Here is a 25,902-nt window from a genome sequence, read left to right as displayed (position 1 = left end):
TTAATCTATTAATTCAAATTAACTGTAGTTAGTTTGTTGCCACAACTTCTACAAAATTTGTCTGTTTCATTAACCCTTACTTTACATTTATCACAAATAATAGTTGTTTCAACAAAATTTTTAAAAAACGGCTTATTAACATTGTAGAAATGTTCTGGAATTTCATCCATAAATGAAGACTCATTTCCTAGTTCAGTAATTAAAAACAACTCATCTTTTGCTCTCGTTATAGCAACGTAAAATAATCGTCTCTCTTCTTCAAGTAAGATATCATATTTAATGTCTTTAACAACTCTAAATATGGCATCATCTAACCAAATATCAGGAAAACCACCATTACCTTCAGTTAATCCTATTATAAAAACGGCTTTTGCTTCTAATCCTTTTGAAGCATGAATGGTTTTAGATGAAACAAAAAGTCTATTTTCTTTTAAAGCTTCAAAATATGGACTAAACATTTTAGATCTTCTATATAAAACAAGAATATCATCTTTACCTAAACCTGCATCGTAAAGTTGTCTTACTTTGTCTATAAAAAATGCAACGCCATCTTCATCTTTACTTTTAGCTCTGTAAATTTGAATTTTACTAGGCATTTCATTAAATGCTCTAACATCTTTGCTTATTTGGTTTTTGTTGTGCTTTATAACTTCGTTACTTGCTCCAACAATTGTTGGTGTGCTTCTGTAATTCACATCTAATTTATGAATTTCACAATCTTTATAATGTGTTTCAAAGTTCACAATGTAATCTACATTAGAACCTCTGAAACCATATATGCTTTGCCAATCATCACCAACACAAAATAATTGATTATCAGGCTTCATTAATAAATCTAAAAATTTCACTTGTAAACCATTTACATCTTGGAATTCATCTACCATTAAATATTTATACTTACTGCTGTATAATTCTCTAATATCTTCATTATCTTTTAAAAGCTTTACAGTTAAAATTATTAAATCATCAAAATCAACATAAGATTTATTTATACAATATTTTTTGTATTCGTCAATAATTGGAATTGCAAGTTCATAAAAAACTCGTATTCTTTCATGTTCACTTTTTAATGATTTCTCTAACAAACTTGAAGGTTCAATATCTTCAGCTTTCATCATAGATTGTAAACGCATAACGGTTTTTAAAAACTCATCGATTTTGTTATGGTATCGATTGAATTCTTCTTCATAATTTAAAGAAACATCTTCAGTTATTGTTTCAGAAATTTTTCCCTTAATAATTCTCTCCATTACCAAATTGAAGAGTATTGAATTATTCATTATCGATTCATAGGTAACAACACAATTTTTACCACCTTCAATAAATTGCTTTTCTTTATCTTGCATTTTGTAGCTTTTATCTGTAACATGTTCGAGATAAAGATTAGCTTGAGGAATAAAAAAATCTGGTTTAAAATTAAAATCTTTAAAACTGGTTACTTTTTCATAAACATATTTTATGTTATGTCTGTACAACCAATCAGCAATATCACGTTCTGACTTTGATTTTACAGTTTCTCCTTTTAGTGTTGTATAGGTTCTTTGTCCTTCGTTAGCATAGGCTTTTATTTCATTATCAATAGAAACTTTTTCAACATAATAATCTAATATGTAACGCTTTAATTTTAAAATATAATTTCGATCTTTACAAGCAAGAATCAAAATTTTACTAATTATATCTTTAGGTTTCTCGTTAGCAAGAATGTCTTTTGCTTTTAAATCTACTTCATCGGCAGAATTATCAGTAATTAATTTAAATTTATTATCGAAAACTGGATTACCATTATCACGAAGAATTTTGTAGCACAAAGAGTGAAAAGTTCTAATTGTTAAATTTGAAATCCATGGTTGTTCTAGAACTCTTTTTCTTCTTTCAGTCTCTTTTTGTATGATTGTAGTTGATTTATCTTGAATATATGATCCGTAAGTATTTGTTGAATCACTTGAAATAATTAATCTATCAATCATTTCATTAGCCGCATTTTTAGTAAATGTAATTGCTAAAATAGAAGAAGGCTTAACACTTTTTTCTGCGACCAAATAAAGAAGTTTCGAAATTACTGTTTTGGTTTTTCCTGAACCAGCACCTGCAAGAACTAATACTCTTTTTGCTTCAGTAAGAATTGAAGCTTTTTGTTTTGGATTTAAACCATCGAGTAAGTTATTATTATTTTCTGACATAAAAATTTATTTTCTTCCAAAATCAGCAGGATTTTCACCCCACGCTTTTGTTTCCCATTTTAATAATTCATTTTCAAATGTATTATTTTCTAACCATTTTTCTGCTCTTGACAACATTTCAAATAATTTTTTATTCTTTTCACTTGGTGGATGATTTGTTCTTGCTTTTTTATCATTTATCCAACATAAAGCTATTTTACTATCTGAATAAATTGGAATTTCCCAATGCCATTGTTTAGACAATGCCAATGCATGGACTATCGCTAAAAACTCAACAATGTTTATGGTACCATCTTCTAATGGCCCGATGTGGAATAATACCTCATAAGTTTTTAAGTTAACACCTTGATATTCTACTAAACCTGTTGTGTTATCCCAAGCACCATCAACAGCTATGGCATCGTCAATAGGTTCTCCAATTAAAGCTAATTCTTCTTTGGATAATGTGCTAATTACTTTTTTATTTTTCCCAACATATTGTGAACTTGAATTATGAAAAGCTTCCTCAGCTAATACTTTTGATTCAAACGATTTAAAAACTGCACCGTCAAAACCATTTGTTTGTGTTTTACAATCATCCCAAGAGGAAAATATACCTGTTTCTCTTCCTTTCCAAACTACATAAAATTTTGTTTTTTTAGCCATTGTAACATAAAGTTATATCCTTTAATTTTCTATTTAAGTATAAAAAATTCATATAATAGAAGTTAGAAAAGTAGTTTTACCAAAACCATTTTTACCGGCAACGATACTAATGTTTTTGGATGTATTTGGAGTAAAAAGAATTTCGTTTTCTCCTTTATAAATTCTAAAGTTTTGAAATTTTATTTTATTTATTTTCATAGCCCATTCTCATTTATAAAACTTTCAATTCTTTTTTCTACATCATTGTGAAGACCATATTTTGAAATCATTAATGTTTTGGTTTCTTGTAAAGCAATTAAATTATCAATCAAATGATAATAATTTGGCTCATCAATACAAACATCTCTTAATATTCTTCGTTCCGTATCATCAAGAGATTTGATATTGTTAGTACTTATTTCTTTATTGTAAATTTCTTTGTATTAGTCGCCCACTGTATGGTCAAAATATCCATCTCTATTCCAAGTAACCTGAATTGCAATTAACTCTTGATTATTTATTAGTGTGATATGTGGTCGTTCTATTTGTACTTCCTTTTGAACAAATAACAAATCTTTTAATATCTGGTATCTGTATTCAGCAGTATAATTTCCATTAAATGTTCCATCATCTCTAACGGCTTCTTGACCATTTCTTCTAGTATCTGAACGGTTTTCAGTTAGGTTTCTATTTTCAACCAATCTATTTCTAAAAGCTAGTAATGGTTCCATCCAATTTTGGCCATTGTTTACTAAAGATGACATTGATTTATCATTTTTAACAACAGTACAGGTCCAACATCCAAAACGGCTTTGACCACATGAATTGTGCTCTTTGTTAACTACTACTGTTGGACATTCATAATCATTGGCACTAGCATCAGCATATATTTTAAAAAGAATAGAGTTATCAAAACCCCAAGGTGATTTTACTGCATTAATTATATACCAGATTTCATCAATAATCATGTCTTTGATAGGAGCATACACATAGGTGTTAACTGTAGTTTGATGTTTAGATAATCTACTACCCGTAACTTCGTGTTTTCTCATAGAACGCTCTCTTGTTACACTTTCTTCATATCGGGTTCCAAGTAAAACAATAGCTTCTCCTTTATCGTCAATTTGTTCTAAAAGAAAGCTGGAAGTAGGTCTGATTTTCAACTTATCAGTACACCATCTAAAAGCATTATTTGGAACAGGATAACCTTTTCCTATTACGTTTATCCAAAAAGTTTCTTCTAATTTAGGTGTTGTTTTTTGAACAAATATAGGTAGATCTTGATCTCTTGCTGCCTCAGTTATCTTTGCTAAAACATCGTCAACATAATTAGCAATAATTGGATTTTCCACCATCGTATCATTACACACAACATATACCTTTCTTTTCAGTTGAAATGGAAATGGCATTTCTTTTCTAATTCGTTGAAGTGCAATCCAAACCAGCATTAATAAAACGGTTGAGTCTTTACCACCACTAAAACCTATTATCCAAGGTCTATCAGACTGGTCAGCAAAGGCATATTGGTCGATTATCTCTGCAATTATACCTTCTACTTTTTTATGGTAGTCATTAAATGAAAAGTTTATTTTTTTTACAAAATTATTATAAATTGACCTACAAAAGAAATTATAAATTTAAAGTTGTACATAACTTATTAAGGTTTTAGAGTTGTATTTATTCATAAATATTAAGATTCAGTTATTTTTAACCAGATATTTATTATTTTATCTATAATAATTTCTAAGTTTCAGAAGATAAGTCAGTTAATGAAAATCCCATACAAATCAAAACCCAAAACCACAAATCCCGATCCTTAGGGAAATCTGGTTTTGGGTTTATCTTTTTAAGGAAATGAGAACTTATTTTCAGTGAATAGGTCGAACTGGTAGCCTGAAAAAAATGTTTCAAGATTAAAATCGAGCTAAAACTTAACTTTTCTTAATGGTTTAAAAAATCCTTTTTTATTTCCCAATACAAAAATTAGCAAAAATATTACCCAACAACTCATCGTTAGAAACCTGACCAGTAATGGTCCCAAATTGATACAAAGCTTCCTTAATATCAAGTGCCATTAAGTCGCTAGAAAGGTTATTTTCTAAACCATATTTTACTTTCTGAATTTCATCTAATGCTTTTAGTAAGGAGTCGTAATGTCTTGTATTGGTTACAATTGTTTCATTATTTCGTAGAGCTCCTGTATTAACAAAGGATAGTAATTGATTTTTTAAATCATCGACTCCAATATTTTGTTTAGCAGAAATTAGTAAGATGTTTGGGATTTGAGTTTGCAGATTTAGGATTTGTTCGTCAGAATATAAATCCTTTTTGTTCCCTATAATAATTAAAGGTTTCAATGGGAACTGATTTTTTATTTTTTCAATTTCCAGCTGTACTTGTTTTATGTTTTCAGTATCTAATGTTCCTCCTTTTGGTGTAAGCGGACTCAAATAGATCACCACTTGAGCTTGTTCGATTTTTTCAAAAGTTTTGCGGATTCCAATACTTTCAACTACATCTTGCGTTTCGCGAATTCCTGCCGTATCTATAAATCTAAATCCGATGCCTCCAATGACCAATTCATCTTCGATAGTGTCACGTGTAGTTCCAGCAATTTCAGATACAATCGCGCGTTCTTCATTTAATAAAGCATTCAAAAGAGTAGATTTCCCAACGTTTGGTTCACCAACAATCGCAACTGGAATTCCGTTTTTGATTACGTTTCCAACAGCAAAGGAATCAATCAGTCTTTTTAGTACAAATTCGATTCGGTTTAGTAATTCATGAAATTGTGCTCTATCCGCAAATTCAACATCTTCTTCGGCAAAGTCCAATTCGAGTTCAATAAGCGAAGCAAAATTTAATAATTCCTCTCTTAATTTGGCTATTTCGTTAGAGAAACCACCGCGCATTTGCTGCATAGCGATTTGGTGCGATGCTTCATTGTCGGACGAAATTAAATCGGCTACCGCTTCTGCTTGAGATAAATCGAGTTTACCGTTTAGAAAAGCTCTTAAAGTAAATTCTCCTGGATCCGCCATACGACAGCCTTTTCTTAACAATAACTGAATAATTTGTTGCTGAATATAGGTTGAACCATGACAAGAAATCTCAATTGTATTTTCACCCGTATAGGAATTAGGGCCTTTAAATAGCGATATCAAAACTTCGTCTAAAGTTTTGTTACCGTCCATAATATGACCTAAATGTAAAGTATGTGTTTTTTGAGTGGTTAGTTCTTTATTTTTTATGGATTTAAAAACAGAATTTCCAATAGTAATGGCATCTTGTCCGGAAATTCGAATTATGGCTATAGCCCCAGCTCCTGAAGGAGTTGCAAGCGCTACTATGGAATCATTAGGAATCATATATATCAATTTATGCAAAAGTAAGGAAAAATGCCATGGCAACAAGGACAGACTAAAGAATCCCGCGGCATTATTTCTTTGTTAAATATTCTTCAAACTGATAATTATCATTCTATTTTGGTTTTTGTTTTGTAAATTTATATAAATAATTGATTTGCAATAAATTAAATAGTATGTCTAAAAAAATCCTTTTTCCAACTGACTTTTCACAAGCTTCAAAAAATGCATTTATTTATGCTTTACAATTAGCTGACTCTATTCATGCTGAGGTAATTACCTTACATGTGTATCAAGTGCCACAAGCTAATTTTGTAAATGCAGCGGAATATTTACACGAAATATATGACGTAACTGAACTTAGTAATTTTGAGAATTACAAAGATCAAGTACCTGCATTGCGCGATATAGCCGCAGCAAATAATTTAAGTCACATCAAAATAAGTCATGTATTGCTTTCGGGCAATTTAGTTCAAGAGATTAAAAAAATAACAACTAATGAAAAATTTGATTTTGTAGTGATGGGAACTAAAGGCGGATCTAGTCTTGAAGAAACTTTTTTTGGCACTAATGCTACTAAAGTTATGAGTGACGTAAATGCGGTAGTACTTGTTATTCCAAAAGATTGCCAATACAAACCCATTCAAAAAATGCTTTTCCTTACTCAATATAAAAATGAGGATACACTTTCTTTTCAAATAATGCTCTCTCTTGCCGAAACATTCAATGCTGCGGTAGATTGTCTTCAAATTGTTTCAAAAGAAAAGCAAAATAAAGCGAATTGTATGGAGGAATGGAAGGAAATGACAAAAGGCAAAGAAGTTGCTTTTTTAACAATCGAAGGTGAGGATACGGAAGGTTTAATATTAAGTTTTATAGAATCACATACAATTGATATGATTGCGATGCATGTGTATCATAAAACCTTCTTTGAAAAATTATTTGAAACGAGTCTTTCAAAAAAATTAGCTTTTCATATTAACATTCCAGTAGTAGCTATTCCTGAATAAGGAATTGATTTTTAAGAGAAGAATTTTTAAACTCAATAATATTTGATTAAATATATTTTAAACTATACAAAATGAAGAAAATTTTATTTCCAACCGATTTTTCCGAAACAGCAACTAATGCTTTTGTGCACGCTTTAGAATTTGCAAAAAAGGTAAATGCTGAAATCATTCTTTTACACACTTTTGATCTACCTGTTTATGACAATCAGTTTTTTCCTGAAAACTATGCTGTGATTTACAATTCTTTAGAGTTGTCCCAGTTTGAAATGTTTAAAAACGAAATTCCAAAACTTCGCGCCATTGCCGAAGAACGCCATTTGGATAAAGTTAAACTATCACATCGACTTATGGATGGTGATTTATTGCATAATATAAAAAAATCAATTAAAGATGATGCTATTGATTTTGTAGTAATGGGAACGGCTGGCGCCACTGGATGGGAATCTTTTTTTATAGGAACCAATACTGGATCAGTAATTACAGGTATTGATGTGCCAATGTTATGCGTTCCAGTAGAAGCCAAGTTTAAGAAAATTGAGATCATCGGTTTTACTACTCGCTTTAGACCTAAAGATAAAAAAGCACTTAAAATGGTGCTAGAGATTGCTAAAAAAACCAAAGCTAAAGTAAAATGCTTGTACGTAAAAACCAGTAATTCTGATGTTACCAAAGAAACTATTAAAAGCTGGGAAAAAGAGTTTATTGCAGATCCAATAGATTTTTATGTGATTCATAGTGATGATGTACAAGAAATAATTTTAGATTTTATAATGTATAAAGAGCTCGATATTTTGACGATGCTTACCTACAAAAGAGGATTTTTTGAAGGACTTTTTAAACCAAGTTTGACTAAAAAAATTGCTGTTAATAATGAAATTCCAATTCTAGCAATTCCAATTGATTAAGTAATTAGCATATTTTATTAAATGGACATTATCTAAAATGGATTTATAAAATTAAATAAAAAGGACATTTAGTTTTGTAATTCATTTTCGCAATTGCTCTTGGTTTTTGTGTTTGTCATTGCTATTCATTTTTGAAATTGATTATATTTGTAATTCACTAAAAGTAGCAATGGACATATACAAAATTAAAAAGGAAGAATATTCAGTTCAATTAAATACAATTAACAAAAAGTACAACACTATTAGTTTTTTTAGACTAATTGCTATTGTACTTTTTTTAGTTTCTATTTATTATTATCTCAAAACGAGTGCAACAATTTATGTTGCTTCTGCAATATTTTTTTTTGTTTCTTTTATAGTTTTAATGCGAATACATTCTAAATTACAATTCAAGAAACAAGTGACACAAGCTTTATTTGCAATAAATAAAGATGAAATCACCTATTTAGAGAGAGAAAAAATTCCTTTTGAAAACGGAATTGAGTTTAATGATTTTCAGCATCCATACGCTTATGATTTAGATATTTTTGGAGAACATTCTTTATTTCAAAATGTAAATCGTACGGCTACCTTCATCGGAAAAAAAACATTAGCTACTAAATTGCTTAAAATATCTTCTAATGAAGAAATTATCCAGAATCACGAAGCCATAAAAGAACTTACAGAAAAGTTAGATTGGCGTCAGGAATTTTTGGCTTTTGCCAAAGTAAGCAATGACAGTCAATCCAATTACCAAACTTTACTAAAATGGAGTTTGTTTAATAGTGCACCGTTATCTAAGTTCACCGTTTTTATTTCATACTTTTTGCCCGTTATTTTTCTGCTCAATATTATTGGTTATATCGTGACATCAAATGTTACTTTTGCTTCGATTTTGTCTTATTTATTTGTTATAAATCTTGTCGTTTTAGGTGTATTTACGAAAAGAATTCAGCTTGAAGTTGCTAATTCCTCTAATATTGACAAAACCATTGGACAATATAGTTTGCTGTTGAAAAAAATTGAAGAGGAGGTATTTACGTCTCAAAAGCTCATCAGTTTACAGCAAAAACTAACCTTTAAAAAAGAAAATGCTAGTGTACATTTTAAACAATTATCCAGTTTGTTTTCTAATATGGATACCATTGGTAATTTGATAACCGCAATTCTTTTTAACGGAACTTTTCTTTTTAACTTGCATGTTTTTAAATCATTAGTGCAATGGAAAACTGATCATGCCGAAGCGCTAGAGGATTGGTTAGAAATTATAGGAGAATTTGAATTGATAAATAGTTTAGCGAACTTATCCTATAACAATCCTGACTTTGTTTATCCTACTTTAAACACCAACTTTGAGATTGATTTTACTGATTTAAGTCATCCTTTATTGAACCAAACGACTAGAATAGGAAATGATGTTCGTTTTTATCCTCAATCTTTTATGATTTTAACGGGTTCTAATATGTCTGGAAAAAGTACATTTTTACGCAGTCTAGGGATTAATATGGTTCTCACAGGAATGGGTTCAGTAGTTTGTGCTAAGCAAGCCAATGTGCATCCTTTACCGGTTTTAGTTTCGATGCGTTTATCCGATTCTTTGTCAGATAGCGAATCGTATTTTTTTGCTGAAATCAAGCGTTTAAAACAAATTATGGATCAGTTAGAAAAGCAACCCGCGTTTGTTTTATTAGATGAAATACTACGAGGAACGAATTCTGATGACAAGCGAAATGGGACAATTGAAGTGGTTAAAAAGGTAATTGCTCAAAAAGCCATAGGAGCGATTGCTACGCACGATATTGAAGTTTGCTTGACTACTAATGATTATCCAGATTTATTAACTAATAAATGTTTTGAAGTAGAAATTATCAATAACGATCTGCATTTTGACTATAAACTTAGAGATGGTATTTGCAAAAATAGAAGTGCTACTTTTTTAATGAAAAAAATGGGAGTCATTTAGCATTAAAATAGTGAAGTAATTAATAGAATTTAGAATTTACTATATTATGAATGGTGACAATTGAACTAAACATAAAAACAGCTGGATTGGTAACTCAATTAACCAAATCTCAAAAAGAGAATTTTATAATTATTAGCAAACATTGGATCGCCTTTAATGCAGAATTAAAAAAGCACAATCTAAATCAGCATTCTGGAAATTGGGTTAAATATGGAATTACTTTTAAAGTTGAAAACGAGTATTTTTATCTAACCGCTATTCCTAGTAACAAACAAATTTTTCCAGACCATTTTATTAATTTCGAAATTTCAAAAGGCAATTATGAAATTTTCGTGCATCAAGGTGCGATGCAAGATATTAAACAAACACTAAATCATATTTATAAAACGATTATTCCTGATTTGAATTTAAAGATTGAAGATCATGAAAAAAAAGGTTTTTTGCACTTTGAAAAATATGATTACCGTTTTCAATGGAACAATCCCAAATCAGTAATCGAAATTTATTTGCCTCTAAAAAAATAATTTCTAACTATTAGTAATTATTAAAGAAGTTATTTATCAAGCAAATGGTTATTTATAGCAATAAAAAAGCCGTTTCGAGAAATCGAAACGGCTTTTTCAAATATAAAAATTGGTTTGGTTAATAGCGTATTTTGATAGCTAAAATATTTTATTAGCTATTTAACATTACTGGCATTACCAGCATAGTTACTGTTTCGCCTTCTTCTAAACCATCAACAGGTGTTAGAATTCCAGCTCTATTTGGTAAAGACATTTCTAACATGATCATATCAGACTGCAAGTTAGTTAACATTTCTGTAAGAAAACGAGAATTGTAACCTATTTGCATATCGTCTCCTTGATAATCACAAGTCAATCTTTCTTCAGCTTTATTAGAATAATCAATATCTTCCGCAGAAACATTTAGTTCAGCACCAGCAATTTTCAATCGAATTTGGTGTGTGGTTTTGTTTGAGAAGATAGCTACACGACGTACTGAACTCAAAAATTGAGAACGGTCTATCATTAATTTATTTGGGTTTTCCTTTGGAATAACCGCTTCGTAATTTGGATATTTACCGTCAATCAAACGACACATTAAAACGTAGTTGTCAAAAGAAAAAGTAGCATTTGAATCATTATATTCAATTTTTACTTCCGCATCAGAAGTTCCAAGTATGTTCTTTAAAATATTTAAAGGTTTCTTTGGCATAATAAAATCAGCTACTTGAGAGGCAGTTACATCTGTTCTTGCGTATTTTACTAATTTATGTGCATCTGTTGCAACGAAAATTAATCCTTGTGGTGAAAACTGGAAGAAAACTCCAGACATCACCGGACGTAAATCATCATTTCCGGCTGCAAAAATAGTTTTACTGATGGCTGTTGCCAAAACATCGGCAGGAACAAGCGTTACTGAAGGATCGTCTAAACTAACAGATTTCGGAAATTCATCACCTGGAGCATAAGCTAATGCATATTTTCCAGAATTAGAACTAATCTCTATAGTACTATTTTCTTCAACAGTGAATGTTAAGGGTTGCTCAGGGAAAGTCTTAAGGATTTCCAAAAGTAATTTTGCAGGAACTGCAACACTACCTTTACTTTCAGAATCAATTCCTAAAGTTGCAGACATAGTAGTCTCTAAATCTGAAGCAGAAACCGTCAATACACTATGATCTAATTCAAATAAAAAGTTATCTAAAATAGGTAAGGTGTTACTACTGTTGATCACGTTACCTAATACTTGTAATTGCTTTAATAAGTACGAACTCGATATTATAAATTTCATCTGTTTTGTTTTATTTTTTAACGCATTTATTTAAATTCTAAATACGATACATTTTACAAATATATCGTAAACTATTCTAGTTTGGAAACTTTTTTATCAACATCTATTTACTATATTTTCTTTTGCGTAAAAAAGTGAAAATGAATCCAAAAATCAGCAATATCACTATTGGTAAACCGATAGTTATGAATTGTGTCTTGCTATAATTTTCATAGACTTTTTCTTTATCTAACAATGGTAAATCAAGATCTTTACTTCGAATGTTAATAAGTCCGTTATCATCTAGTAGATAGTTGACACAATTTATCAAAAAATCCTTATTGTCATATAAATTTCCAGAACGTTGATCATAGCCTAATTCTACTGGTTGGAAGTTTTTATCCAACTGATTTTTTATCAAATCTCCATCGGCAACAACAATCATTTTATTCTCTTTTCCTGTTGTTTGAAAGTTTTTTTGATCAAAAGGCAAAACTCTATTTTCATACATCGAGTGAAATTTGCCTTCTAAAAGTACAGAAAGCGGAATATTACCTTTATTCAAATAATCATCAGGTGTTGTTTGCTCGGAAACACTATTAAGATTAATTTCGGTTGGAGTTCCTATTTTCTTTGAATAAGGAGATGATTGCAGCAGAATGGTTTTTTTAATTCCGTTTTTCAATGTATCGATAGGATTAGCAAAATCAAATTTGATTCCACCTAAATTTTTAACAATCGGATGAGAACTACTTGGATAGACTTGTGGTGCAAATTTCCAATTGAATTGTTGGTATTGTGTGGCGCTTCCGGGTTCTCCAGTAGCTAATTTTATAGGACTTCCTTGCTCATCTTTTACAACATCAGGATTAATACGAATTCCATATTTAAAAAACATATCATTCAAGTTCAAATCTCTAGGATAGGCCAACGTACTTCCTGAGGCATTGTACAAACTATCCATTTCTGCCGAAACTTGATCAACTAACCATAATGTTTTTCCACCATTGATAATATATTGATCTAAGAGTTGCTTTTCTCCATCTGAAAAAGCTTCAGTAGGTTTTGCAATTACTGCCAAATCGTATTTTTGTAAAGCTTCTAAACTTCCAATAGGATTTTTTGCAACGGAATCTAAGGTAAACGGACCAATAAAATAGCTTTCTCGCACTTGCATAAGAAATTTAGCCATTAAAATATCTTGTAATTCTCCATTTCCTTTGATAACTGCTATTTTCTTTTGTTTGGCTTTGGTAATTTTATTCAAACCTTCAGCGATAGAATATTCTAAATGCTGAACCGAACCAATTACTTTCTGAGCCGTAGTAGCACCCATAAGGTTTTTTAATAATGGAATATTTACTTCCTTATTATTATACACTGCAATTGCCCACGGGAAAACCATTTCTTGGGATTGCTTTCCTTTATCATCAACAGTAATGTTTATTGGCGTCAATCCTTTGCGATACAGCTGCTTGATTTGGTCCATACTTTCGTCTTTGTTCTCCAAAGGATCTACAAATTCGAAAATTATATTTTTATTATAGGCTTGAAATTCTTCTAATAATTGCTTTGTTTCTTGTTGTAAGCGTTTGAATTCTGAAGGCAAATTGCCTTGCATATAAACTTTTATATACAAAGGATTTTCAACTTGCTTAATGATATTCAAAGAAGTGGTTGAAAGTGTATATCTTTTGTCTTTGGTTAAATCAAAACGATGAAAGAATAAACTACCTATTGCGTTTAAAAGAAACAAACCAACTAGAAGAAAGGCAACTGATTTTAAATTATTTTTTTTAGCTGTTTTCATTACGATTTAAAAGATTTTAGATTATAAACAGTAAACGAAAGAAAAGCAATTGTAATACTGGCAAAATAGAGTATATCTCGGGTGTCTATAACACCTCGACTCATACTTTTATAATGATCTTGCATTCCTAATGCAGCAATGAAATTGGAAACACTTGGTACAACTGTAGCCAAACCTTCAAATCCAAAATATATAAAAAAGCATAAAAAAACTGCAATAATAAAGGCTACAATTTGGTTTTCAGACAAGGTAGAAGTAAAAATTCCGATAGCAGAGTAGCCCGAAATTAAAAATAAGAGTCCAAAATAAGAACCAATAGTACTTCCCATATCAATATTTCCCTCCGGCATTCCTAGACCGTAGATCACCCAAACATAAATAAATGTTGGAATAATTGCCATTACAATTAATAGTAAAGCACCAATAAATTTGCCGTTTACAATTTCCCAAATGCTCAAAGGCTTTGTTAATAAAAGTTCTAATGTTCCTTGTTTTTTTTCATCTGAAAAACTGCGCATGGTTACAGCAGGAATCAAAAAGATCAAGATCCATGGTGCTAATGTGAAAAAAGGGGTCATATCAGCGAAACCTGTTTTTAGAATATTGTATTCGCCCTCAAATACCCATAAAAAAAGCCCATTTATGATTAAAAAAATAGCGATGACTAAGTAGCCAATGGGAGAGCCAAAAAAGGATTTTACCTCTCGTAATATTATTGATTTCATATTTTTATGTTAAGGATTGAAATAACAAAATCCTCTTTATATTATTGTTGTTTTAATTTTAAAATTCCAGATTTTCTTTCAAGAAAAAACTTAAAGCAAAGAAGCAAGTTTATCAACACTCCAAGCTTCTGGTTTGTCATTAAATAATTTCTTGGTAAATGTCCAAACTTCTTTAAAAAGTTCCGAATTTCTATAATTTTCTAAATCAAGTTCCGTTTCCCAATAACTGTAGGTAAAAAAAATAGATTTATTATTTTTATCCTGATACAATTCTAAAAAACGATTTCCTGGTGCATTTCTTATTTTTTGTTTATTCAATTCAAAATTTTCTAAAAATGCAGGAATGTTTTCCAAGTGAAAACTTAATTTTACAATTCGTACAAACATTTTATTACTTTATATTTAGGATTTTATACTTTTTACTATACTTTAATTTAGAACAGCTTATAATGTTAACGAAAAACTATTTTAATAATTGATCTATGATTTAATCCCAATAGGCTGGAGGCAGAGCCAACAGTCGAAGGATTGCTTCTAAAAATAGCAATTTCTAAAAATCCTGCTTCATTAAACAAAGCTAATTTTTGACCCTCGTAGGATTTTATAGGATATTTGTCAGAACTTGCAATATCAGAATAATTAGGTAAAATGGTTTTAATATTTTTAGTTTTTAATTCAATTTCATAAGGCCTTCCTCTGGCTATTTCTATAAAATACTTCTTAGAAATATTGGTAACAATATTGCCAAAATGATCAATATATATTACGTGTCCATTTATCGAATTACCATCTGCTGCTGCTATAGCTTGCAAATCGGTAACTTGTTTGATACTATTAATTTCTTTTCCAATAATATTCATCAAACCTCCCTTAGCCAAATGACAAGCAACTTTTACAAAAACATCTAAATCAGCAGAATCCGTTGGTAAACGATCGTGTATGTTTATAGCAACTATTTTTTGAGGTACTATTTTTTGGGAAACCATGCTCAAAATACCATTGTCTGCAGCAATAAAATAATGATCATTCCATTGCATGACAATATGTTTGTTCTCTTTATTCAATTCCATATCAACGCCAATAAGATGAACCGTTCCTTTTGGGAAACTAGAATACGAGGCATTGATAATGTAACTCGCTTCTACTGTGTTAAATGGGTCTATGTCATGAGAGATGTCAATGATTTTCGCCTCGGAGTACTCGGATAAAATCTTCCCTTTCAATGCACCTACAAAGTGGTCTTTCAAGCCGTAATCCGTAGTTAGGGTAATTATTGACATAAATTTTTTTATAATTTATTAGTTTATCTAAACCTAAATTTTGTTAAATTTGAGAAGTGCAAAGCTAAAGAATTTAAAGTTTTTTAATAGATAATTTTTAATTGAATTTAAACCACAATATATGATAAAAAAAATAGTTACGTTCTTACTTTTAATTAGTGCGCTACAATCGTTTTCACAAAAGCTAATTTATAAATCCAACGGGAATATATTAAATTCTGAAAACCAGAAAATTTCGCCAAACCAAGTAAGAGAATTATTAACTAATAATGAAAATTTACTAGCAAATTACAATGCGGGCAGGTCTAAAAAAACTGCTGGAAATATATTGTTGATTGGAGGAATTAGTTTGTTGATTGCTGATCTTGCTCGAGGTGTAACAGATTCTGGAATAACTGGAAAACCTATAGGAAATGGACAATATGTTCTACAAGATGAAGGAAACAATTACCCTTCATTTATAACCTATGTAGGACTTGCGGCAGTTCTAGTTGCTATTCCAATTAAGATTGGTTTCTCTAAAAAAATAAAAAATGTGGTTGCTGATTATAATAATTCAAAAGCTACTGGTAATTACCAATTTGACAAACAGAAATTAGATTTTATTACCAATTCAAGAGGAATTGGATTTCGATTGACTTTAAATTAACTTAAAAAACGTGATAGTTTGAACGAAAGAATAATTGAGCTCATAGACATCGCTCCAAAAGAATTTTGGGGTGCTCAAGACACTCATCTTGAAACAATAAAAAAATATTATCCCAAACTTAAAATTGTAGCGCGCGGAACAACATTAAAAGCTTTTGGAGAAAAGGAAGTCTTAGACGAGTTCGAAAAAAGATTTCAACGCTTAATGCTTCATTTTACGAGGTATAATAATATTGACAATAATGTAATCGAACGTGTCATTCTTGGCGATATTCAGGAAGACCGAAAATTTCAAGGTCAAGATAAAATTTTAGTGCATGGTGTTGGTGGTAAAATTATAAAAGCCATGACACCCAATCAGCAATTGCTGGTTGATACGATGGAAAAAAATGATATGGTTTTTGCTGTGGGACCAGCTGGTACAGGAAAAACCTATACCGGAGTTGCAATGGCAATAAAAGCACTTAAAGAGAAACAAGTAAAACGAATTATTCTAACAAGGCCAGCAGTAGAAGCAGGGGAGAATCTCGGCTTTCTGCCCGGTGACATGAAGGAAAAATTAGATCCTTACATGCAACCTTTATATGACGCTTTACGGGATATGTTGCCTAATGAAAAATTAGAAGATTATATTTTGAAAGGCGTTATTCAAATTGCTCCTTTGGCATTTATGCGTGGTAGAACCCTTGATAATGCTTTTGTAATTTTAGATGAAGCTCAAAATACGACCCATTCTCAAATGAAAATGTTTTTGACACGTATGGGAAAAAGTGCCAAGTTTATGATTACCGGTGATCCGGGACAAGTCGATTTGCCAAGACGAACCATTTCTGGATTAAAAGAAGCATTGTTGGTTTTGAAAGATATTGACGGAATTGGAATTATTTATCTGGATGATAAAGATATTGTACGCCACCGATTGGTCAAAAAAGTGATTGATGCCTACAAAATGATTGAAAATAATGATTAAACAAAAAGGACTTCTCACGAAGTCTTTTTTGTTTAAAATATAGAACTCCAATTGGTAAATTCTAAATCAGAGAGTTTGTATTGGTTTAAGCTTTCTATAAAAGCGAGATAAGCGGTATTAAAAACTGATTTTAATTTACAATTATGCGATTTGAAAACACAGGGTTTTGAATCACAATTGACAACCGGCGTATCGTCTTGTTCTAAAAGATGAATTAAATCACCTAAGAGGATTTCTCGGGCTCTTGCTGCAATTAAAATACCACCATTTTTTCCTCTTTTAGTATGAACCAATTCATTTACAGCTAAGAATTGAACCACTTTAATGAGATGATTGCGTGATATTTTAAAATCAGCTGCTAGTACATCTAACGAACTTTGCTGATTGTCTTTTTTTTGATCTAAATACATCAAAACGCGCATACTAAAATCAGTAAAGTGATTCAATTTCATAAAATAATATTAATTAAGGCTTAATAACTGTGGGCCAAATTCTTCATAAAGTATATTTTCTCTGCTTACACCAAGACTAACTAGAGATTGATACTGCACTTTAATAAAAACAGCAGGTCCGCAAATATAATATTTTGCATCTTTAATCAGAATTTCTTCTTTTATTTGTTGCAAGTCTATTCTACCTTCAATCGCGTTGGTTTCTGTTTCGGGTAAAGTTTCATAGAAAACAAAGGAAGTCAACCAGGTTTTTTCGTTATTCAACTCTTCAATGGTATCTTTAAAAGCATGAACATTTTCATTGCGACAACTGTGAATCCATACTGTTTGGTTTCTTTGTAATGCATTTTTATTAGTTTCTACCATACTCATCATTGGCGTTAGACCAACTCCACCACTTACTAAAACCAACGGATTTTTAGCTTCTGGATCTGCATAAAATAATCCAGCAGGAGCACTTACATCTAGTAAATCTCCTTCCTTTTTGTCGTGTAAAGCGTTAGAAACGATTCCATCTGGTGTTTTTTGTCCCATTTCTTTTTTAACAGATATTCTGTAATATTCGTTGTTGGAATTAGAAGATAAACTGTATTGTCTCGGTTGTTTATGGCCTAATTCTGGAATAAAAGTGCTTACTGATATGTATTGCCCAGGGAAATAATCGGGTATTTCTTGATTGTCTTCTGGTTTAAGATAAAAGGAGTTTATTTCGTCACTTTCTGCAACAATTTTATAAATTACAAACGATCTCCAGCCTTTCCAACCGCCTTTTTTTAGGCTGTTTTTTTGATACATATCTGCTTCAATACTGATCATAATTTGTGCTAATTCGGTATAAGCACAGGTCCACGCTTCAATTAATTCTGGAGTTGCTGCTGCTCCTAACACTTCGATTATAGAATTAATTAAATGATTCCCTACTATATCATATTGCTCGGCAGCAATATTTAAACTCACGTGTTTATTTCCAATGGCTTTTAAAGTATTAATTAAAACAGTTGGATCATCAATATTCTCTGCATAAGCCAGAACTGCTCCTGTCAAAGCATTTTGTTGTTTTCCGCTGGCTTGATTGGCCATATTGAAAATATCTTTTAACTCAGGATTATTAGTTAGCATTCTTTCATAAAAGTAGGTGATCAAATCATTTCCGCTGGCTTTTAATACAGGAACTGTAGCTTTTACTAATTCTTTTTGACTTGTATTCATGGGGTTGTGTTTATATGTTTTTACAAAGGTAACGACTAAATTTAATTGTTATATTTTAAATGCAACAATTGAGCTATTTTTGTCATAATGTTATTTATTTATGAATTATGAATACAAAATAGGAGTAATACTGCTTTGTTTTAATATAAATTAATTACGAAAAGTTAAATTGTATGCTCTATTTCTAAACTAGAACTAAAGGTTGTGATTCTCTTTAAAATTGAATAAATTTGGAATTAATAAATAGGATAGTCAAAAATTAAATGATATTAAAAGATAAAATTAAAGTAATTATTACGGATTTAGACGGAACTTTACTCAATTCAGACCATAAGATTTCTGCATATACTAAAGCTATCTTTCAAGAATTACACCAGCAAAATTATTTACTAATTGTGGCAACCGGACGGCATCATCTGGATGCACAAAGTATTGTGTCGGGTTTAGATTGCCCCGTTTATTTAGTCACTTCAAATGGTGCTCGAATTCACTCACCAGATAATGAGCTTTTGTATTCAATAGATATGGAAAGTGATGTTGTAAAAAGTATTTTTGAGCTTGACATTGATTCGGAGATTACTTCCGTACTTTTCAAAGAAAACAATTGGCAAACCAATCATAATAATGATAAACTGAATAGCTTTTCGGAAGAGTCAAAATACATACCTGAAATCGTTGATTTTAATAAATTGGAAGATTTTAAATCGATAAAACTATTTTTTACACACCATAATCACCAAAAATTAGTTGATTTGAAGGATCAAATTTTATCAAATTATGCTGATACGTTTAATCATGCTTTTAGTCTTCCCTTTTGTTTAGAATTTATGGACAAATCCGTTGATAAAAGTATTGCTATTGGTAAAATTTTAGAATTGGAGAATTTTATTTTTGAAGAAACTATTTCCTTTGGAGATGGTTTTAATGATGAAAAAATGTTGAAATCGACTGGAAAAGCTTTAATAATGGGAAATGCACCTCAAAGTTTGATGGATACACTTCCGCATCTTGAAACCATTTTGTCAAATGATCAAGATGGTGTTGCTACTTATTTGTCGGAACAATTTTTATAATAAACTATAATTTAAAACCAAAAACCACAATAAATAACCATAGTATGAATAATAAAACAATTTTATCCTTTTTCATTTTGTTCTCCGTTGTAGCGCAAAGTCAAGCTTTAAAAATGGAAGAAATCATGAAAGGAAACACTTTCATTGGTGCACAGCCAGAAAATGAAAGATGGTCTTTAGAGGGACAAAAAATATATTTTGATTGGAATCCAACTAATGAATTAGGAAGTAGTACTTATTTCTGGAAAAATGGAATGTCAAAGCCAGAATTAGCAACTGCAAGTGAGGCAGCTTTTTCTAAAATTGATTTTAAAAAGTCATCCAATCCCGATTTGTATTACTATATTGATAAAGGACGTTTGTTTTCATATTCTTTAAAAACGAAGACTAGCAAAAAGTTATACCAACAAAACAATCCCATTTCTGGTTTGCAAATGGGTTCCGATGCAGGAGTTTTGTACTTCAAACAAAACGAAAATTTATTTCAGTTTAATACGAATCAAGGTTCAATTATTCAGATTACTAATTTTAAACGAGGAAAAGGAGAAGATAAATCAACCGAAAAAGACTCTTTTTTGAAAAGTCAACAACAGGAATTATTTCAATTTGTTAGAGATCAAGAGGCCTTAAAAAATTGGAATTTGGCGAAATCGAAATTGACTAAGTCTGATTTTCCAAAACCTTATTATTATGGAAAATATAATTTTGGAAGTCTAAAGGCTTCTCCAAAAGGAAATTTTGCTACTTTCAGACTCATAGAAGAGGTAGAGCGTAAGAATGAAAAAATGGAACTTTTTATTACTGCAGATGGTTATAACCAAACTGAAGAGACTAAAGAAAAAGTTTCAGTAGACAAATTACTCACAACGAAATTTGGAATTTATAGTGTGGCTAAAGATTCTGTTTATTTTGTTAATTTTTCATCTTTGAGCCATATTCAGGATGTTCCAAAATATTTAGAATCTTATGAAAAATCAAAAACTACTGAGAAAAAAGATAAATTAATAGTAGTTCAAGAGCCCATTTATAATGAAGATGGATCTTATGCCATTTCTGAAATTAGAAGTCAGGATAATAAAGACCGTTGGATTGTAAGTTTAAATTTGGAGAACGGTACTTTTCAAGAATTAGAGCATCAACATGATGAAGCTTGGATTGGTGGACCTGGAATTCCTTCTTATTCTTATTCCGGTGGAACACTTGGATTTCTAGGAGATAATGAAACAATTTATTTTCAATCAGAAGTAACCGGTTTTTCTCATTTATACACTTATAATTTAAAGTCAAAAAAGAAAGTACAATTGACAAAAGGAAATTGGGAAGTTCGCGATGTCACTTTGGCAAAGGATAAAAAATCTTTTTATTTAACGACTAATACTACGCATCCTGGAAATAGAAATTTCTACAAATTAGAAGTTTCAAATGCTATTTTGCAACCTATTTTAACGAAAGATGGAGCTCATGAAGTGAGTTTGTCTCCAGATGAAAATACGCTTTTAGTTCGCTATTCGTATAAAAATAAACCTTGGGAATTGTACGTGGCAGCCAACAAAAAAAATACTACCCTTAGCCAAATAACGAATTCTACCACTGAAGCTTTTAAGTCTTATAAATGGCGTGAACCAGAAGTGATTACTTTTAAAGCTCAAGATGGAACTGATGTTTATGCCCGTTTGTACAAACCAGAAACAAGCAATGCGAATAAAGCAGCTATTCTTTTTGTACATGGCGCAGGATATTTGCAAAATGCACATAATTATTGGAGTAGTTACCATAGAGAATACATGTTTCATAACTTATTGACTGATTTAGGTTATACTGTTTTGGATATTGATTACAGAGCAAGTGATGGCTACGGACGTGATTTTAGAACTGGAATCTACCGTTTTATGGGCGGAAAAGATTTATCAGATCAAATTGATGGTAAAAATTATTTAGTTAAAAATTTAGGAATTGATGCGAGTAGAGTAGGGATTTACGGAGGTTCTTACGGCGGTTTTATTACGTTGATGGGAATGTTGACTACTCCAAACGAATTCGCTTCGGGTGCTGCATTGCGATCTGTAACAGATTGGGCACATTACAATCATGGGTATACTGGAAACATTCTGAATTTTCCAGAAACGGATCCAGAAGCTTACAAAAAAAGTTCTCCTATTTATTTTGCTGATAATCTGCAAGGAAAATTATTGATGCTTCACGGAATGGTTGATGATAATGTGGAATACAAAGATATTGTTCGTTTATCGCAACGTTTTATAGAACTTGGCAAGAAAAATTGGAGCCTTTCTTCTTTCCCTGTAGAAGCGCATGGTTTTAAGGAAACTTATTCTTGGGTAGATGAATACAGCCGAATTTTAGATTTATTCAATAGCACGTTGCTTAAAAAATAGATCGTTTAGTAGAAGTAATGCTAGATTAAAATTTTAGTCATTTCTGCCACGAATTACACGAATTTGCACAAATGGAAGTGATTATAAAAAATCAATTACACGAATTTTTAGGCAGTAAATAATTCGTATGATATTGAGGTAATTGCAATTCGTGATTTTCGTGTAATTCGTGGCTAAATTTGTTGACACAAATTGACACAAATTTTAGTGATTCTGAAAAACTAATTGCACTAATTTTTAAAAAGTAAAGAATTGGTGTAATATTAAATCCACAAAATTTGTGATTTTCGTGTAATTCGTGGCTAAATTTTATTTTATTTAAACCAATGCGTTTGTTCTGAATAATGTTTCAACAATTTTGTGTATCTCTTTCAAACAACCTATTTTTGCAAAAACAACAACACAACACTTAACAAAGATGAGTAATACAATTACGACAACCGACTTTAATTTTCCTAATCAAAAATCGGTTTACCGAGGTAAAGTAAGAGAAGTTTATAATATAAATGATGACCTTTTAGTGATGGTGGCTACAGACAGGCTTTCGGCTTTTGATGTAGTTTTACCTAAAGGAATTCCGTATAAAGGGCAAATTCTGAATCAAATTGCTACAAAATTCATGGAGTTGACTCAGGATATTGTACCAAACTGGTTGATTGCTACTCCAGATCCAAGTGTTGCTGTAGGTCATTTATGTACACCTTTTAAGGTAGAAATGGTAATTCGTGGTTATTTATCAGGTCATGCTTCACGCGAATACGCTCTTGGAAAAAGAGAAATTTGTGGAGTTAAAATGGTAGAAGGGTTGAAAGAAAATGATAAATTTCCAGAACCAATCATAACGCCAACTACAAAAGCAGATAATGGCGAACACGATGCAGATATTTCTAGAGAAGCTATTTTATCAAAAGTAATTGTTACCGAAGAAGATTATTTAGTTTTAGAAAAATATACTAGAGCTTTGTTTCAAAGAGGAACTGAGATTGCTGCAAGTCGTGGATTAATTTTAGTAGATACTAAATACGAATTTGGGAAAACTAGAGACGGAGTTATTGTTTTAATTGACGAAATTCACACACCAGATTCTTCTCGTTATTTCTATGCTGAAGGATATCAAGAAAGACAAGATAAAGGAGAAGAACAAAAACAATTGTCAAAAGAGTTTGTTCGTCGCTGGTTAATTGAAAATGGTTTTCAAGGTTTAGAAGGGCAACAAATCCCGAATATGACTGACGAATATATTGAAACGGTTTCTGAAAGATATATCGAATTATACGAGAATATCCTTGGAGAGAAATTTGTAAAAGCAGATATCTCAAATATCAATGAAAGGATCGAGAAAAATGTTGTAGCTTATTTGGCAAATAGATAATTTCTAATAAAGAATATAAATAATAGAAAAACCGCAGTTTAAATTTGAATTGCGGTTTTTTGCTTTTTAGTGTAAGATTTATTTTTCCATTAAAAACACATTTTGCAAGTATTAAATCATTTTTAAATTTAGCCAAAAAAGCAGTAAAGCATTAGCTGTTATATGATGCCACTTTTTTATGAAATTAATCTAAACAAAGTGAAAGTGATCAGAATTATAAATATTGACAAACATCCATATTTATGGATTTTCCCATTTCGGTCATCTTTGTCAATAAGCTTTTTAGCATTTGTATCTATCATAAAATATCCACACCAATGATTATCAGGATCAGAAAGCCACCATATTGTTTAACAATTATTGCATAGATATATTGTATGATTATCTGCTTTGTATTCCCCTTGATTAATGAAAATTATTGACTTTGCTATTTTTTTATCAAATTCTGCTAGAAACACTTCAAATTCTTTTGTAGAATTAAATTTAGGATATTCTCTAATAAAACATTTTTCACACTTTTTTCTAGCTTTGTTTAGAGTTTTTGATTGGTGTTATATTACTACACAATTATTTGAAGTAAATGTAATAAAAATACAAATTTTATTAAAAGATATTGTTCACGAGTAAACCAATTTTAAGTGAAGTCTAAATTCAAAAAGGCATCATTAAATTAATAATGATGCCTTTTATCAACCTACAAGAAAACTATTATTGTTATAAAATTTAAAGGAATTAAATTAATTCCATCCTCCTCCTAATGCTTTGTACACATTCACAACGGCATTAAATTCTCTTTTCTTTGCTTCAATTAATTCTAGTTTTGAAGAAAGAGCATCTCTTTGCGTCATTAAAACTTCAAAATAATCTACTTTAGAAGATCTGAATAAATCGTTTGAAATAGATATTGAACTATTTAAAGCTTCTACTTCTTTACTTTTTAAAGCGTACAATTGTTCTAAGTTTTTAATATTCGATAGTTCATTTGACACTTCAACATAACCATTCAAAATTGTTTTTTGATAATTGTACATTGCTTGAACTTGATATGCTTTCGCCTTATTAAATTCGGCTTTTATTGCATTTCTATTAATTAAAGGAGCCGTTAATTCTCCAAGTAATGAATACGCTAAAGATTCTGGTGTTGTGAAAAGTAATGACGGTTTAAACGCTTGAAAACCTAATCCTCCTGAAATGGAAAATGATGGATAAAATTCAGCTTGAGCAGCTTTGACATCACATCTAGTAGCGAACAACTCTAATTCTGCTTGTTTTATGTCAGGACGATTGGCCAATAATTGAGATGGAATTCCTGAATTAATTTGTATTGGAATTTGACTTTCAAAAACTGTTTTATCTCTGACAATTGTTTGTGGATATCTTCCTAAAAGAAAATTAATTTTGTTCTCGTTTTCTTTAATTTGTTGTTTAATATCAAACTCTAGACTTTCAGAATTTAAAACTTCGGCTTCGTATTTTCTTACGGCTAATAAAGTTACTCTTGCCGCATCTTTTTGAACTTTTACAATTTCTAAAGCATTTTTCTGTAGCTGAATGGTTTCTTTAATCACATCCATTTGATTGTCTAATGAAAGTAATTCATAATACGAATTGGCAATTTCGGCAACCAAATTAGTTACAACAAAATTTTTGCCTTCAATAGTAGCAAGATAGCGTGTTGCTGCTGCTTTTTTAGAATTTCGCAATTTTTTCCAAATATCAACTTCCCAACTGGCACGAATGCCTAGAGAAAAATCATTTAGTGTTTCAGGAACGGTATGTCCCGGAGTGATATCAGTTGATGCATCACCCGCACCAGTGCTTGTATAACGACCTACTTTTTCAGTTCCAACAGCTAAACCACCAGAAACAGTTGGTAGAAACAAGCCTTTTTTAATTCTAACATCATTTCTTGCTATTTCAATATCTTGCAAGGTCATTTGCAAGTCAATGTTATTGGTAAGAGCAGTATCAATAAGGCTTTGGAGATTCTTATCAGAAAAAAAGCTTTTCCATTTTATAGTAGCAGAATTAATCGTGTCTTTTGAATCTGCAAAAGATACGGGTAATTCTGGTTTTTCTATACTTTCAACAGGAGCAAGCATTTTGCAACTCGTAAAAGTTGCAAAAAGAGCTATAATTCCTATTTTATAATAATTTTTTTGTACGTTCAT

22 protein-coding genes are annotated in these 25,902 nt (G+C 30.8%); 9 read left to right on the top strand and 13 right to left on the bottom strand.

Annotated features, from left to right (window positions below):
- Positions 1-8: 8 nt before the first annotated feature.
- From H2650_RS09780 to mnmE, 5 genes are all read right to left on the bottom strand, one after another.
- Positions 9-2,180 carry an ATP-dependent helicase gene (locus tag H2650_RS09780; protein WP_188050628.1) on the bottom strand — a complete coding sequence of 724 codons (2,172 nt, stop codon included), beginning with the start codon at positions 2,178-2,180 and terminating at the stop codon, positions 9-11.
- Positions 2,181-2,186: 6 nt separating this feature from the next.
- Positions 2,187-2,825, bottom strand: a complete 639-nt coding sequence (locus H2650_RS09775; protein WP_188050627.1) for a viroplasmin family protein — start codon at positions 2,823-2,825, stop codon at positions 2,187-2,189.
- A gap of 48 nt (positions 2,826-2,873) precedes the next feature.
- Positions 2,874-3,023, bottom strand: a complete 150-nt coding sequence (locus H2650_RS09770) for an AAA family ATPase (protein ID WP_188050626.1) — start codon at positions 3,021-3,023, stop codon at positions 2,874-2,876.
- Between the two features lie 224 nt (positions 3,024-3,247).
- Positions 3,248-4,336 (bottom strand): DNA phosphorothioation system sulfurtransferase DndC, encoded by a 1,089-nt coding sequence (gene dndC / locus H2650_RS09765; protein WP_370566858.1) that lies wholly within the window; start codon positions 4,334-4,336, stop codon positions 3,248-3,250.
- A 432-nt stretch (positions 4,337-4,768) separates the two neighbouring features.
- Positions 4,769-6,172 (bottom strand): tRNA uridine-5-carboxymethylaminomethyl(34) synthesis GTPase MnmE, encoded by a 1,404-nt coding sequence (gene mnmE, locus H2650_RS09760; protein WP_188050625.1) that lies wholly within the window; start codon positions 6,170-6,172, stop codon positions 4,769-4,771.
- A gap of 173 nt (positions 6,173-6,345) precedes the next feature.
- On the opposite strand from mnmE, the gene H2650_RS09755 reads away from it, so the two are divergent.
- From H2650_RS09755 to H2650_RS09740, 4 genes are all read left to right on the top strand, one after another.
- Entirely contained in the window at positions 6,346-7,179 is an 834-nt protein-coding gene (locus tag H2650_RS09755; protein ID WP_188050624.1) for a universal stress protein, read from the top strand.
- 71 nt (positions 7,180-7,250) lie between these two features.
- Complete coding sequence (locus tag H2650_RS09750; RefSeq protein WP_188050623.1) at positions 7,251-8,084, top strand: universal stress protein; 834 nt, start codon at positions 7,251-7,253, stop codon at positions 8,082-8,084.
- 169 nt (positions 8,085-8,253) lie between these two features.
- Positions 8,254-10,026, top strand: coding sequence for a DNA mismatch repair protein (locus H2650_RS09745; RefSeq protein ID WP_188050622.1), 1,773 nt, complete (start codon positions 8,254-8,256; stop codon positions 10,024-10,026).
- Positions 10,027-10,076: 50 nt separating this feature from the next.
- The gene (locus H2650_RS09740; RefSeq protein WP_188050621.1) at positions 10,077-10,550 is read left to right on the top strand and encodes a GyrI-like domain-containing protein; all 474 of its coding nucleotides are present in this window, start codon (positions 10,077-10,079) and stop codon (positions 10,548-10,550) included.
- A gap of 151 nt (positions 10,551-10,701) precedes the next feature.
- Here H2650_RS09740 and dnaN read toward each other — a convergent pair whose 3' ends face one another.
- The 5 genes from dnaN to H2650_RS09715 form a co-directional block, all read right to left on the bottom strand.
- The gene (dnaN, locus tag H2650_RS09735) at positions 10,702-11,820 is read right to left on the bottom strand and encodes a DNA polymerase III subunit beta (RefSeq protein WP_188050620.1); all 1,119 of its coding nucleotides are present in this window, start codon (positions 11,818-11,820) and stop codon (positions 10,702-10,704) included.
- A gap of 103 nt (positions 11,821-11,923) precedes the next feature.
- A complete protein-coding gene (gene gldG / locus H2650_RS09730) occupies positions 11,924-13,609 on the bottom strand; it encodes a gliding motility-associated ABC transporter substrate-binding protein GldG (RefSeq protein ID WP_188050619.1) in 1,686 nt (561 codons plus the stop codon).
- The gene (gene gldF / locus H2650_RS09725; RefSeq protein WP_188050618.1) at positions 13,609-14,334 is read right to left on the bottom strand and encodes a gliding motility-associated ABC transporter permease subunit GldF; all 726 of its coding nucleotides are present in this window, start codon (positions 14,332-14,334) and stop codon (positions 13,609-13,611) included. Before gldF ends, gldG begins: the two co-directional genes overlap by 1 nt.
- A gap of 90 nt (positions 14,335-14,424) precedes the next feature.
- Positions 14,425-14,721 (bottom strand): putative quinol monooxygenase, encoded by a 297-nt coding sequence (locus H2650_RS09720; RefSeq protein ID WP_188050617.1) that lies wholly within the window; start codon positions 14,719-14,721, stop codon positions 14,425-14,427.
- 65 nt (positions 14,722-14,786) lie between these two features.
- Positions 14,787-15,614, bottom strand: a complete 828-nt coding sequence (locus tag H2650_RS09715; protein ID WP_188050616.1) for an S-adenosyl-l-methionine hydroxide adenosyltransferase family protein — start codon at positions 15,612-15,614, stop codon at positions 14,787-14,789.
- 121 nt (positions 15,615-15,735) lie between these two features.
- Here H2650_RS09715 and H2650_RS09710 point away from each other — a divergent pair, with 121 nt between their 5' ends.
- Together H2650_RS09710 and H2650_RS09705 are read left to right on the top strand one after the other, a co-directional pair.
- Entirely contained in the window at positions 15,736-16,263 is a 528-nt protein-coding gene (locus H2650_RS09710; RefSeq protein ID WP_188050615.1) for a hypothetical protein, read from the top strand.
- Between the two features lie 18 nt (positions 16,264-16,281).
- Positions 16,282-17,232, top strand: a complete 951-nt coding sequence (locus tag H2650_RS09705; RefSeq protein WP_188050614.1) for a PhoH family protein — start codon at positions 16,282-16,284, stop codon at positions 17,230-17,232.
- A gap of 32 nt (positions 17,233-17,264) precedes the next feature.
- Here H2650_RS09705 and H2650_RS09700 read toward each other — a convergent pair whose 3' ends face one another.
- Positions 17,265-17,684: an Rrf2 family transcriptional regulator gene (locus H2650_RS09700; protein WP_188050613.1), complete on the bottom strand. Its 420-nt coding sequence runs from the start codon at positions 17,682-17,684 to the stop codon at positions 17,265-17,267.
- A 9-nt stretch (positions 17,685-17,693) separates the two neighbouring features.
- Positions 17,694-18,893: an NO-inducible flavohemoprotein gene (gene hmpA, locus H2650_RS09695; RefSeq protein WP_188050612.1), complete on the bottom strand. Its 1,200-nt coding sequence runs from the start codon at positions 18,891-18,893 to the stop codon at positions 17,694-17,696.
- A gap of 263 nt (positions 18,894-19,156) precedes the next feature.
- Here hmpA and H2650_RS09690 point away from each other — a divergent pair, with 263 nt between their 5' ends.
- From H2650_RS09690 to H2650_RS09680, 3 genes are all read left to right on the top strand, one after another.
- Positions 19,157-19,966, top strand: a complete 810-nt coding sequence (locus H2650_RS09690; RefSeq protein WP_188050611.1) for a Cof-type HAD-IIB family hydrolase — start codon at positions 19,157-19,159, stop codon at positions 19,964-19,966.
- Positions 19,967-20,010: 44 nt separating this feature from the next.
- Positions 20,011-22,359 (top strand): prolyl oligopeptidase family serine peptidase, encoded by a 2,349-nt coding sequence (locus tag H2650_RS09685; RefSeq protein WP_188050610.1) that lies wholly within the window; start codon positions 20,011-20,013, stop codon positions 22,357-22,359.
- 418 nt (positions 22,360-22,777) lie between these two features.
- Positions 22,778-23,731: a phosphoribosylaminoimidazolesuccinocarboxamide synthase gene (locus H2650_RS09680; RefSeq protein ID WP_188050609.1), complete on the top strand. Its 954-nt coding sequence runs from the start codon at positions 22,778-22,780 to the stop codon at positions 23,729-23,731.
- Between the two features lie 737 nt (positions 23,732-24,468).
- Here H2650_RS09680 and H2650_RS09675 read toward each other — a convergent pair.
- Positions 24,469-25,902, bottom strand: a complete 1,434-nt coding sequence (locus H2650_RS09675) for a TolC family protein (protein ID WP_188050608.1) — start codon at positions 25,900-25,902, stop codon at positions 24,469-24,471.

The sequence above is a fragment of the Flavobacterium sp. GP15 genome, assembly GCF_014281985.1.
GTDB lineage: Bacteria > Bacteroidota > Bacteroidia > Flavobacteriales > Flavobacteriaceae > Flavobacterium > Flavobacterium pygoscelis.
Note: the sequence above shows the minus strand (reverse complement) of the source record. Positions and strands in the feature narration are given on the sequence as shown.